The 12,965-nt window shown below is 39.6% G+C and carries 9 protein-coding genes and 1 pseudogene; 2 read left to right on the top strand and 8 right to left on the bottom strand.

Features of this window, described 5'->3' with window-relative positions; translation table 11 throughout:
* Positions 1–82 precede the first annotated feature (82 nt).
* Positions 83–1,185: pseudogene (locus tag AC1RJ8_RS14585) on the top strand (DNA alkylation repair protein).
* On the opposite strand, the gene AC1RJ8_RS14580 reads toward AC1RJ8_RS14585, so the two are convergent.
* The 7 genes from AC1RJ8_RS14580 to AC1RJ8_RS14550 form a co-directional block, all read right to left on the bottom strand.
* The gene (locus tag AC1RJ8_RS14580) at positions 1,174–1,632 is read right to left on the bottom strand and encodes an NUDIX hydrolase (protein ID WP_492954457.1); all 459 of its coding nucleotides are present in this window, start codon (positions 1,630–1,632) and stop codon (positions 1,174–1,176) included. The pseudogene AC1RJ8_RS14585 and the gene AC1RJ8_RS14580 overlap by 12 nt on opposite strands.
* A 247-nt stretch (positions 1,633–1,879) precedes the next feature.
* Positions 1,880–2,071: a hypothetical protein gene (locus AC1RJ8_RS14575; protein ID WP_205056786.1), complete on the bottom strand. Its 192-nt coding sequence runs from the start codon at positions 2,069–2,071 to the stop codon at positions 1,880–1,882.
* 71 nt (positions 2,072–2,142) lie between these two features.
* Positions 2,143–4,227 (bottom strand): glycoside hydrolase domain-containing protein, encoded by a 2,085-nt coding sequence (locus AC1RJ8_RS14570; RefSeq protein WP_492954456.1) that lies wholly within the window; start codon positions 4,225–4,227, stop codon positions 2,143–2,145.
* 657 nt (positions 4,228–4,884) lie between these two features.
* A complete protein-coding gene (locus tag AC1RJ8_RS14565; RefSeq protein ID WP_492954455.1) occupies positions 4,885–5,403 on the bottom strand; it encodes a DUF2911 domain-containing protein in 519 nt (172 codons plus the stop codon).
* Positions 5,404–5,551: 148 nt separating this feature from the next.
* A complete protein-coding gene (locus AC1RJ8_RS14560; protein ID WP_492954454.1) occupies positions 5,552–6,175 on the bottom strand; it encodes a class I SAM-dependent methyltransferase in 624 nt (207 codons plus the stop codon).
* 89 nt (positions 6,176–6,264) lie between these two features.
* The gene (locus AC1RJ8_RS14555; RefSeq protein ID WP_492954453.1) at positions 6,265–7,959 is read right to left on the bottom strand and encodes a sodium:solute symporter family protein; all 1,695 of its coding nucleotides are present in this window, start codon (positions 7,957–7,959) and stop codon (positions 6,265–6,267) included.
* A 100-nt stretch (positions 7,960–8,059) separates the two neighbouring features.
* A complete protein-coding gene (locus AC1RJ8_RS14550) occupies positions 8,060–10,528 on the bottom strand; it encodes a PIG-L family deacetylase (protein ID WP_492954452.1) in 2,469 nt (822 codons plus the stop codon).
* Positions 10,529–10,908: 380 nt separating this feature from the next.
* Between AC1RJ8_RS14550 and AC1RJ8_RS14545 the strand changes: the two genes are divergently transcribed.
* Complete coding sequence (locus tag AC1RJ8_RS14545) at positions 10,909–12,246, top strand: sigma-54-dependent transcriptional regulator (protein WP_492954451.1); 1,338 nt, start codon at positions 10,909–10,911, stop codon at positions 12,244–12,246.
* Between the two features lie 255 nt (positions 12,247–12,501).
* On the opposite strand, the gene AC1RJ8_RS14540 is transcribed toward AC1RJ8_RS14545, so the two are convergent.
* Positions 12,502–12,954, bottom strand: a complete 453-nt coding sequence (locus AC1RJ8_RS14540; RefSeq protein ID WP_492954450.1) for a substrate-binding domain-containing protein — start codon at positions 12,952–12,954, stop codon at positions 12,502–12,504.
* Positions 12,955–12,965: the final 11 nt, after the last annotated feature.

Raw genomic sequence — 12,965 nt, 5'->3', positions numbered from 1 at the left:
TAAGTTAGTAGCACAAAAAATACTAATATTTTTAGTAAATTAGCTGCGTTAAAATAAAAACCACTCTGTAATTACCAACAATATGGCCAGCCCGCTTAAAGATCTATATTCTCCAGCCTTTTATGATAGATTAGCCCATGCATTAACGGTTACCGTTCCTGGTTTCGATAAAGAAAAATTTATTAAAAAGATTTTTACGCACGAATTTGAATCAAAAGAATTAAAAGAGCGGATGAAACATACCTCGAAGGTATTACACGATTTTTTACCAGAAGATTATCCTCAAACGATAGCGCTAATTAAAAAAACAATTACACAGTTAAGAATTCAGGGTATTGGAGAAGATGGCCTGGCCTATATGTTCTTGCCTGACTACATTGAAACTTATGGCATAGATGATTTCGAAAGCTCCGTTGAAGCGCTCGAATTTGTTACGCAGTTTGTAAGCTGCGAATTTGCGGTTCGTCCTTTTATTTTAAAATACGAAAATGAGATGATTTTAAAGATGCAGCAATGGTCGCTGCACAAAAGCCATAAAGTGAGAAGGCTCGCCAGCGAAGGCAGCCGTCCACGCTTACCCTGGGCCATGGGTATCCCCTTTCTGAAAAAAGATCCGACATCTATTTTACCTATACTGGAAAATCTTAAAACAGATCCGTCTGAATCTGTAAGGCGGAGCGTTGCCAATAGCTTAAACGATATTGCAAAAGATCATCCTCAGGTTGTTTTAAATATTGCTAAGAACTGGTCGGGTTTGGGCGCCGAAACAGATGCCATTATTAAACACGGCAGCCGTACATTACTTAAACAAGGTCATACCGATATCCTTAATCATTATGGCTTAGATGATGCAGGAATTTTATTAAAAGATTTCAAAATCTTAACACCTCAGATCAAAATTGGCGAAAACCTGGAGTTTTCGTTTTCTATTCTGAACGAAAATCCTTCCGAAAAGAAAGTGAGATTGGAATATGCCATTTACTATAAAAAGCAAAATGGACAGAACACTAAAAAGGTATATAAGATTTCCGAGCGGATTTATCCTGCAGGTGCAGCAGTAAACATATCCGAAAGCAAAAGTTCGTGCTGATCACTACACGTAAATTTCATTTGGGCGATCACCAGATTTCGATGATCATTAACGGTGCCGAGAAGGAAATTTCACACTTTGAATTAACGGCTTAATTTTAATTTTAACTCATCAAGCAAAGCGAACTGCTTTTCGTTGATGTATTTAGCTGCATCGGCGTAAACGAACCATGCTGCTTTATCTATTTCGGCAAAACTTTGCTTTTTACCCGATCGTGGTGGCCATTCTATTTCGAAGGTATTGCTAACAATTGTTGAAGGATCAAGATCTCCTTCTAATGCCCAGCATAGCACTTTTTTACCTCCCTTTTGTACAACAGGAGTCAATTCAATAAAATTTCCGGTTAAGCTTTGGCCAGTTTCTTCTTTAAATTCGCGGATGGCAGCCTTTAACGGCTCTTCACCTTCATTCAATTCCCCTTTGGGTACTGTCCAAAAACCGAGATCTTTTTTGGCAAAGAACGGTCCGCCCGGGTGAACCAGAAAAAATTCCACCTGCTGATCTTTTCTTCTGAAGAGCAATATTCCGGCACTTTGTTTCATAAGGGAGTAAGGTATGCATTGTATTCGAAGAAAACGCTATCTCGTAAATATGGTTGTCATCCTGAACCTGTTGAAGGACTAGATTAAATAGCTTTGGCAGAGCGTTTCGACAAGCTCAACGTGACAATGCCAATAGAATCTAACTTTTTGATCCAGCCTCTTCTTATCAAAACAAAAGCAGCCAAGGTTTTTAAATCCTGGCTGCTTTATATAAATCCGGTATGATAAGATTTTATTGGAGGCGTTTTTACAACAACCCGTACAACCCGTGAGCGTAATTCCTTAAAGAGGATGATACTGTCTTCATCTTATCGGGAGACGGGCCTTTTACTTTGTACGCTTCTGGATGAAGTTCTAAAGGTTGTTCGTTAACTTGTTCTAATGTGCTTCTATTGCTTAATGTAGCATGCTGTTCTTCGCTTAATTTTAAAGGTGCCATGATCTTGAAATTTATACTAGAACAACAGGATTATCTGAAATTAGTTTGCAGTTTTTTGTAATTTTTTAAAATTATTTTCTAAGACTCGAAATCCAGTTTTCGGTATCCGAAATTTTAACTGGCACGGCCGAAGCAACGATTTTCAGCACCCCTCCTGCATTGATATCCTCTTGCGTGATAAAGTTCTTTTTGAAAGGCTTTCCATTAAGAAAAACGGCTTTGATGTATTTGTTTTTCAGACTAAAATTTTCAGTTTCGATGGTAAAAGTTTTTCCTCTCGGCAGGTTATAACTTAGCGATGGAAATAGAGGTACATTTAAATAATAAATCGGCCACCCTACACAGGCAGGGGAAAAACCACTTGCCGCAAACACATACCAGGCACTCATCGCACCGGCATCATCGTCCATCGTACGTAAATAGGCATGTGGCTGGTTTCTGTAAATTTTACCGATATAACTACCGATTCCGCGGCTGTTATCGTTAAAATAATTCTGGATTACCGTATCAGCCGCTAATTGATGCATCCAATACTGCGATTTATAACCAGATTTGGTAACATTATACATCAATGGTACCTGCAGATCTGGCTCATTGGCATGGTTGTATAAATCACGTGCAAAAAATTCGTCGAGTTTTGCCAGATAAGATTCCTCTCCCCCGTCCAGTTCAATTAATCCTTTAAAATCATAAGGCACAAACCATCGATATTGCCAGATGGTACCCTGGTATAAACCACGGGCCTGCATGCGGTCGACATCATTTTTGGTCATATCTTTAAAGTCCTTGTTCCAATATTTCTTGTATTCAAGTGCTTTATTGAGATAAAAATCAGATTTTTCTTTATTCTTTAAAATTTTGAAGATTTCTGCCAATGCCCAGTTGTCGTAACTCGATTCTAAAGCTTTATCTGGAGATTTATAATCCAGCCCATCTACCTCTTTCACTAGCGAATCGGCAATCTTGTTAAAATCTACCGGATAACCCTTGCGATAGGCATCAAGCAAAACCACTATGGCATGTTCAGAACGCACGGTATTTGATGGCTCATTTTGCCCGGCATAATCTTTTTTGCCGGAGTTATACAGATCGGCAACAGAACTGACCATGCCAGCATAACGGTCTTGTTGAATTAGCGAAAGCAAAGGCAACTGCGTACGGTAATTGTCCCAAATGGCCCAGCCGTTGTAACGGATTTCTTTATCTTTCTGAATTTCGCCTTTTGTATTGCGATATGTTCCATCAGTTTCTGAAATTACGTAAGGCGATTGCATCGTACGGTATAAAAGTGAGTAGAATAGCTTTGCACTTTCCAAATCGCCATTTACGGCAATTTTAGAAAGATTTGTATTCCAATCGGCTTTGCTTTGTTCTTTTACGGTATTGAACGGATTTTTATTGATAGAGGCTTTTGCAGCTTCAACACTTACCGAAGAAAGTGCAATGTTGATTCCCACTGAAGTTAATTCTCCTTTGAGCATGGCAATCAGTTTATGATCGTCTATTACTTTCCACGATACATTATCGCCGATTTTCATGTAATAAAACAGCTTGTATTTACCCACGCCACAAGTTGTTTTCGAGGTAATCCATCCATTTATGGTATTGCCGTTTACCTCGTGAGATTCGGCTACAAAAGCACCATTAAAAGCATAACCCAAATCGAGGTAAAAACCCTTGGCCCCTTTCGGAAATTGGTAGGCATGTTTCCCGGCTTTGCCCAATACGGTAAAACTGGCCTTAATTTTATTTTCAAAACCCACTTCATAGTAACCCGGACTTGCTTTTTCAGCAATCTTGATCAGTTCTGACTTTGCCGGATCACTGCCTAAAAATGGTTTGATGAAAATATTACCACCTGAACCCTGACAGCCTACTCCTTCGAAACGGTTGTGGGTAAAGCCTTCAAATTTCTTGGCGAGGTATTCGTAGCCAGTATGTGTTTTAGGATAAGTTTGGGGGCCAATGCTCAACATGCTAAAAGGAGCCGATGCTGCTGGCGACATCTGCCCATGATCTGCAGAAGATCCTAAAAAAACGTTCACCTGATCTACAGGCTTTGCAGTTTTAATGGAAAAATGTTGCTTTTTCTGCTGTGCTAAAACGTTTAATGAAAGAAGCGGCAATAAGGCCAATAATTTAATGGAAAACTTCATTATAGGGTGCTTGTTTGTAATTTGGCCTAAAATAACATTTTAACATGAAGTAGAGATTATGTTTTAGGTTCTTTACAAAAGGGGAGAAAACGCTTTAACAAAATATGTTTTTTTTAATTTTGAAGCGCAAGCCCTGTGCAGAATAAGAAGTGCCTTCCCGTTTTTCGCTTTTACGCTTCGCTGCCTCATACCTCGTTGCTGCAGGGTAACGCTCCAACCGGGGCTAGGTGGCTACAATAGCATTTCATTTGTTGGGTTGCAGGGTGCAAAAACCGTTGTACCTAAACCCGACAGCAGCGGCAGCCTCCGATTAAGCACCGGTTTATGTTATATTTTGGTGTGCATGCTTGTTTCACAGGGCTTCTATCGGAGCTACAGCGAATGGCGGGACTGATAGCCCCTAAGCACTACAGACCACTCATTTCCTAATTCTAATAACCATTAAGTATTTTTTGCTTGTATACCTAAAGCTGTCTATTGGTCTGTGCGGACACAGACCAAGGAATAAAATGGAGGGACTGAAAGCCTCTAAGAATTACTGCACAGCCATTTTCCCCAAAAAACCAATAAGTGACTAAAATTCGGTTCTAAAAACAGAAGCAAAAAAAAGCCGTCCTAATGTAAAACATGGACGGCTTTAAAATAATTTTATTTCAATTATTTAATGTTAACCGGAACAGAAATTTTATCCCATTCTAAAGCGAATCCGCTTTTGGTAATTTTATAAACCAAACGTTCTTGTGTAGCTTTTAAGGCTTTGGTTTTAACATCAACACGCAAAGCATCTTTAGCTTCTTCGTATTTGTAAGCACCCCACTGTTTTGGTTCTTTGTTAAAAATAGCTGTCCAGGTTCCACTTTCTTTAGGGATTAAAAAGAAACTGTATTTTCCAGCTGCCAAAGGTTTACCTTCAACCAGGATATCTTTATCGGTTTCGAAAGTAGTAGCCTCGTTTGCACCTGCACGCCATACTTTATCGAAGGCTTCTAAACCGCCCCAGATTTTACGTCCTTTAACTGCAGGGCTGCTGTAGTTGATGGTAATGGTTGCACCTTTAACTTTTCCCGTTGCTGTAGCCGCAGGACTTGGTTTAGGCTGAGCATCTTGTGCCATTGCGCTTACAGAAATGGTAATTGCCGTAAATAGCAACGCGATTGATTTAATCATCGTTTTCATAGTATTATATTTATCTGTTTTTGTTGTTTTTGATTTTACGAATTTATGGCTTTAGGTTGATAAAAACTATAATCCCTGTGTCTAAAAAAAATGTGCAAAAACTTTACTGTCTTTTAAATTCATTTTCTCAGTTATAGACTAAATTGCTTTATTTCCTTCTTCCAACAAATCTGATTACCGAGCCCTGCCCGTTATGAAACAAACCTTCATTCAGTTCAATTTCTTTTTCTTCAAGCACCAAAATCTCATAATTTTCGAAATCAGCGCTTATTTCCTCGATCGAAAATAGCATGTCGATTTCTTTTGGTCCACCAACTTTTTCGTTTTTGGCAAGATAATGAAGGTGTTTCTTGCTAAAAGCTTCGAAAATAAGCAAACCGCCTTTGCGTAAATAATTGCTTAGTGTTTTGTGGTAAGTAGATTTAATTGCCGATGGAAAGTGTGCATAAATCAAGGCAATGGCATCAAACTGCTCAGCTTTATAGTCCAGTTCCTGAAGCTCGCCGACTTGATAATCAATATTAACATTATTGTTTTCTGCGAGTTGGAGTGCTTTGTTCTTTCCTTCAATACTAATATCAAAGGCCGAAACCTTCCAACCGAGTTTAGCTGCAAAAACAGCATTCCGGCCTTCTCCTTCTGCCGGAAAAAGTATGGTTCCGGTCTCGAGCTGCATCAACTGCTCTTTTAAATAGTTGTTTGGTTGTTCGCCATAAGCAAACTCATCGGTACTGTATCGGTCATTCCACCTATCAACCCAAGCTTCGTTCATATTTAGCGTTATCTATTTGTCGGAATAAAGGTATTAAATTTTAGGTTTGCACTTGGGAAGCGAATATCTGTTGCACGTAAAAATTAAGTTTATTTGTCGACTACTATTTTTGGATTAGAAAACAAGAGGCCAATTACCGAAAACATAATTACTGCTGCTGCACCGATTACATTGAGCCAAAGGAATGAAACAATATCGAACTCATATACAGCCACAACGGTAATTTCGGATAAGATGGCTGCAATAAATACGATGGGTCCGTTTATCTTTTTAAAATAAAATGCCACTAAGAAAATGCCTAGAATTGGCCCATAGAAAAGCGAGCCCAACACATTAACGGCTTCTATTAGCGAGCCCATCTGTGTAGCAAACATGGCAACAGCTATTGAAAAAATACCCCAGGCCAAAGTGTGCAAACGGCTATATTTTAATTCAGTTTCGTCGTCTACTTCTTTTTTACCAAAAATGAGGTGTACATCTTTTAACGAACATGCAGCCAGCGAATTCAGCGCTGCAGAAATAGACCCCCAACTGGCCAAAAAGATAACCGCGAAAAGCAAGCCGATCATTCCAACGGGAAGGGTATTCTTTACGAAGTACAAAAAGATATAATTGGTATCGGTTTTCTCTGCGTTATAATTCGATTTGTTGATTGCTTCTTCTACCCTGCCGTGCAGTTCTTTTACCTGCTTTTGGGTCGATTTAAAATTCTCTATCGAAGAATTTAAAGATGGTAATTGCTTTTCCTTTTCTACCAGGATATTTTTTGATTGCTGGTTAAACTGCTGCGCTAAAGCATCGTGTTCTTTTTCGAAAGCTGCCGCTTGTTTAGGCTGTGTTTCTTTTAGATACTGATAGGAGCGTTCATTGAAATAAATCGGTGCTGGCTTTAACGAGAAGAAAGCAAACAATAATGCACCGATTAACAGGATAGCGAACTGCATCGGGATTTTAACCAGTCCATTCAACAGTAATCCCATTTTAGCATTGGTATTGTCTTTCGCAGTAATGTATCTTCCAACCTGGCTCTGATCTGTGCCAAAGTAAGAAAGTGCAAGGAAAAAGCCTCCGATTAAACCACTCCAGATATTGTATTTATCCTTCCAATCGAATTCGGTGGTAATTACATTTAATTTACCCGATTTCCCGGCCAGGTAAAGTGCATCCTTAAATCCGATTCCATTAGGCATATTTTGCACCAAAAGATATCCGGCAAAGGCCATTGTCCCTAAGATGATCAAAAACTGTAGTTTCTGTGTGTGTGCAATTGCTTTTGCGCCACCAACATAAGTATAAATCAATAGCATCCCGCCGGTAAGGATATTGGTTAAATAAATATTCCAGTTTAAAACGCTCGAGAGGATAATACTTGGTGCGTAAATGCTGATCCCTGTCGATAATCCCCGCGAAAACAGAAACAGCAACGAAGTTAAAACCCTTGTTTTTTTATCGAAACGGTTTTCCAAATATTCGTAGGCTGTATATACATTCAACCGTTGAAAAATCGGGATGAAAGTAATGCAAATAACAATCATGGCTAACGGCAGACCAAAATAATATTGTACGAAACGCATGCCATCGGTATAAGCCTGCCCAGGTGCTGATAAAAAAGTAATGGCGCTGGCCTGCGTAGCCATAATACCCAGTAGCACAATATACCAGGGCATTTTATTATCGGCCTTTAAATAAGAAGCATTGCTTTTTTGCCCACGACCAATAAAAACACCATAGGTTACCACAGCAAGCAAAGTAAATATCAGAACTGCCCAATCGATATTACTCATGCCCAGAATTTAGTAAACAGGTAATAAAATATAAGCTGAAATACCAGCGCCAAAGCGAGTAAAATATACCAGGTATTCCAGTTTTTGAATTGGTTTTTCATCACTTCCCAGCTGATAAAAAGTTAAAGAACAACCTGGCTGCACCAACATTTCCGGCAGGCAATTGCCTGAAAAAGGCTAAAGGTGTATAAATAAAATTCCCTTTACCGTATTTGGCATAAAGTGTCGACCCCTGAAGCGGCTCTTCATCGGTATCGTGCATCTCAAAAAGCGGTTCGTATTTGGTATCCCATTTATCAGGAAAATAAGCACCGCGCTCCTGCACCCAGCCCTTAAAATCTTCAGCGGTAATTTTATTCGGATAGTTTAACAGTTTATGTTCAGGTTTTAAAAATTTAACTTCTGCATTTTCTTCAGTTACCCTCTTGCCACTGATGCTAAACGGATAAACACCAAAATCCTGTAGCGCCATGTCTTGTGTAGTATTGTACTGCATCACAATGGTTCCACCGTTTTCTACGTAACCGCGCAAGGCAGTTTGCCAGTTTTTAATTCTTTTTTCGGTATTGATTACCCTTACTCCTGTTACTATTGCATCGTAACTTGCCAGTTTTGCTGAGTTTAGGATATCCGCTTCTGTTAGTACATCAACCTGCAAACCTGCCTGTCTTAAAAACTCGGGGATCAGATCCCCAGCTCCTTCAATATATCCAACCTTTTTCGCCAGCACTTTTACATCGCCTTTAATCAACCATGTTGTGGCCGGAACAAAATATTGTAGGGTTGGCAAATGAGGGTACTGAATTAATACTTGTCCTTTTGAATATTCATTCGCTTCTGATGAAAAAACCGCTTCTAATTTATTCTGGCTGGTTTTAATTTTCGCTAAATCTTCAACCGGGAGAAGGAAATTCATCGTATTGATGGTATTCTCTGCCAGATTAATCCCTTGGAAGGTTTTTACTACCTGGTTGCCGATCTTGAAACTCACCTTACCATAATTGATGTTCTTATTGGCCTTTAAGCGAAGGCCAACATTTAAAGCTTCTTTTTCTTTAGCGAAATAAACAGGCTCGCTAAAACTTAAATCGAGTGCAGGGATGATCCGGAGGGCTTCTACAACATCACCTTTAACAGGATCTAATTTTTTATAAGATAAGGGCAATCTGATTTTAAATTTTTCCGATTCTATTTTCAGTGACAACAGCACATTCACTGGCGATTGCATTTCCGGAAGTCCGATTAAAGTATCATTAGCTACGCTGAATGTTGCCGCATCTTTTGCAGGCTTAGCTAACCAATAAGGTTCAGTAAGTGCCGCGTCTGCCGGAATCTGGATTTTACGTTCAATGGTAATCAGCGAGTCGTTAGCGAGTGCTCTATTTAAATTATCTGTCTGGTTTAACCAATTCACACTTTCAATGGTAACAGGGGTAGCCGATCTTGAAATTAAGTTTAAACGGAAATTATAACTATTACCGGCAATTGCTTCAGGTTGATTGGTTACCACCTCTCCCATAAAACCTACGCTGCTTAAAATGATGTTATCGATAGCCGCAAGTTTATCTTTTCTCAGGGCTGCATCTTGCAATTCAGCAATTCTCTTTCTCAGCATCAACAGTCCATGCAGGCTCTTATCAGGTTGGTTATAATTGAAAGATAATAGTGTAATATCAATCAGTTCATCAATATCGCCTATGCCTTTGTCTGACCAGTTAAGGCTTAAACCATCGAACAAAGTTTTTTTAGCAGGATCGCCTAAAACATGGGTAAAATAATCAGAACGTACCCCAGCCACCGACTGTGTTCCTGCTCCCTGGCTTTTGTGTAAACTTCGGCTTAATCCTGCCAATTCACCATAACCCATTCCCAATTGTGCGTCGTATTGCCCAACAGTTGCCTTTAACTGATTTTCGGCTGTGGTATTAACAGAACCGAACCTAAAGGTATTCCATAACAACCTTTTTGGCTGCCAAACAGAAACATATTTAAGCTGGTTTGGAAACATATTTTTATCAGCAGCAGCCTTAAACGCTTTCTCCGCCACAACAGCCGAAGCTGCATGTTGTCCGTGCCCAGCAGCAGCAGTAGGCGGGAAACGGCAGATAATCACGTCAGGTCTAAATTTTCTGATCACCCAAACCACATCGGCGGTAATGCTATCGGCATCCCACTGTTTAAAAGTATCGTTGGTGTTTTTAGAGAAGCCGAAATCGATTGCCCTGGTGAAAAATTGTTGCGCACCGTCTAATCTGCGGGCTTCTAAAAGTTCGTGTGTTCTGATCAGGCCTAAGGCCGCCCCTTGTTCGGTGCCCAAAAGGTTTTGCCCGCCGTCTCCCCTGGTAAGCGACAAATAAGCCGTTTCTACATTTTGATCGTTGATTAACCAAGATAATAAGCCAGTATTCTCATCATCGGGGTGAGCAGCCAGGTATAAAACTTTCGGAAGATGTTTTAACGTTTTTATCTCCCTATAAATTTCTGAAGATTTGGCTGGGCGTACTTGTTGGGCAGCACAAAAAACAGCCGGAAAGCAAAATATGAATATTGCGGTTAGTCTCTTAAACATAAAATTTGTTTTGCAAAAATCAAATATGCTCAAAAAGCTTTTACTTTAATGCTTCGGAAACGAAAAAGGTACAAAATAAGTCCAGGGTCGGGAGACCAAAGCTTAAAGACCAAAGATAACCATGCATTTGTCAGTCTGAGCGTAGTCGAAGACCTTAGGCCGTTTTTACGAAAAATGATTTAATCTCAACCCGTGGTCTGTGCCCCCACAGACCACTCCTTTCTTTTGCAATATTTATCTTTTCGTTCTGTGAGGACACAGACCGAGGAAGAAGAGTCCAGGGTCGAGAGTCCAAAGCTTAAAGGCTAAAGCCCTTTATTTTATCCACCTCATCATCTTTCGATATTTTTATCCTTAATATTGCAGCATAAATTTTACCTATGAATGGCATGGTGCTCATCATCGATGATGAAAAGAAAATCTGCAGTTTACTTTCCAGAATTATAGAATTAGAGGGGTTTAAAACCCTACAGGCCAATACCGGGAAAGAAGGCCTTAAATTGCTTAAAAATAACGATGTAAGCATCGTAATCAGTGACGTAAAATTACCCGATGTTAATGGGGTTGCACTGGTTAAGGATATTAAAGCCATAAAATCTTATGTCGAAATTATAAACCTTACCGCTTACGGCACCATTGCCGATGGCGTTTTGGCGATTAAAAACGGTGCATTCGATTATCTGGTAAAAGGCGATGATAACGACAAAATTATTCCGCTGTTGTATAAGGCAATGGATAAATCAAATCTACAGCGCAGGGTTTCTGATCTGGAAAACAAAATCGCTAAAAAACATAGCTTCGAAACCATAATCGGTCAATCAAAAACTTTAAAGGAAGCAATTGATCTGGCTAAAAAAGTAAGTGCAACCGATACTACTGTTTTATTATTGGGAGAAACAGGAACTGGGAAAGAAGTTTTTGCTCAATCGATCCATTATGAAAGCCCTAGGGCTGCAAAACCATTTGTGGCCTTAAATTGCAGTGGCTTTAGCCCTGATTTACTGGAAAGCGAACTATTCGGATACAAAGCAGGGGCTTTTACGGGTGCCAATAAAGACAAAAAAGGGCTATTGGAAGAGGCTAACGGCGGCACCCTATTACTGGATGAAATCGGCGAGATGAACCTCGATTTACAGGCAAAGTTATTGCGTGTACTCGAAAGCCAGACTTTTATCAAAGTAGGCGATACCCAAACACAACAGGTAAACGTTCGGATTTTAGCCGCCACAAATAAAGATTTAAAGGCCGATGCAGCCTCTGGAAAATTCCGCTCAGATCTTTATTATCGGCTTTCGGTTTTTACCATCACCTTACCTCCGCTACGCGAGCGCAAGGCAGACATCCCTGCACTAGCTAAGTTTTACCTGAAAGAATTTGCAGATAAGGTAAACCGATCAACACCAAAAATGGATGATAAGATCTTATCAATATTGAGTGATCATAGTTGGAAAGGAAATATCCGGGAACTTAAAAATGTGATCGAACGTTTGGTAATCCTATCTGACGGAGATACTTTAAGCGCTACGGCCTTACCTCCTGAATTTTTTGAATTTACGCCGATAGAAAACGATTACAACCTCCAGCAGATAGAAAAGCAGCACATTCAAAAAGTACTCATCCATACCAAAGGCAATAAAACAGAAACCTCGCGATTACTGGGTATCGGTTTGACCACACTTTACCGTAAAATAGAAGAGTACCAGATTAGAGAGGTCTGAAGGCTGGAAGGTAGAGGGTTGAAAGGTTTTCTCGTGCTGTCAGATATTTCTATCTGACAGAAAATGCAATGCTTTAGCTGAGAAGTTGTAAAGTTGCAAATTCTTTCAGCGGATTGAAAATTCAGTTAACACCGTTTCTAAAGATAAAATCGTATTACTACTTATGCACTCGTTTGAAAATTAGCGCGAGCATTGAATTTTAGTTTTTCTCATCCGTCTTACCTCTCATATCTAACGTCTCAAATCTCACATTCCCTATGCGCCAAACCTGATCCATTTATCACCTTCATGGCCAAAGATAAAAGAACCCGGGTGTAACATTTCGGCAATATCTTCTATTAGCGAAACGGCATTTTCAGCAGTTCTTTCGCGGTTAACATCGTCATTCAATAAAATGATTCTGTTGTTTTGCACCGCTTGCCAATCGGTATTTAATGCTGCAGGTACTTCTCTCATTAAATCGGTTAAAGTTTTACCCGGCTGATAATAAATAATAAAAACAGCGCTTAGTATGTCAGTCTCTATCATTCCACCTGCCAGCGAAATTTCTTCTGATAAAAAATATTCCGGATTGTTGCTCGTATCTAAACAGGCTACAGGCATTTTATCCATAAACTTAATCTTGTGCTCCACTAAATCTAAACGTTCCTGTAATTCTTCCTGCTGAGCAGCATCGAGGCCGATAAATAAATCGTTTAAAAAAGACATCTGCATTAAAT

Source organism: Pedobacter sp. GW822-FHT03F06, from assembly GCF_058801365.1.
The sequence above is the reverse complement of the archived record's forward strand: the minus strand, read 5'-3'. Positions and strand labels throughout refer to the sequence as shown.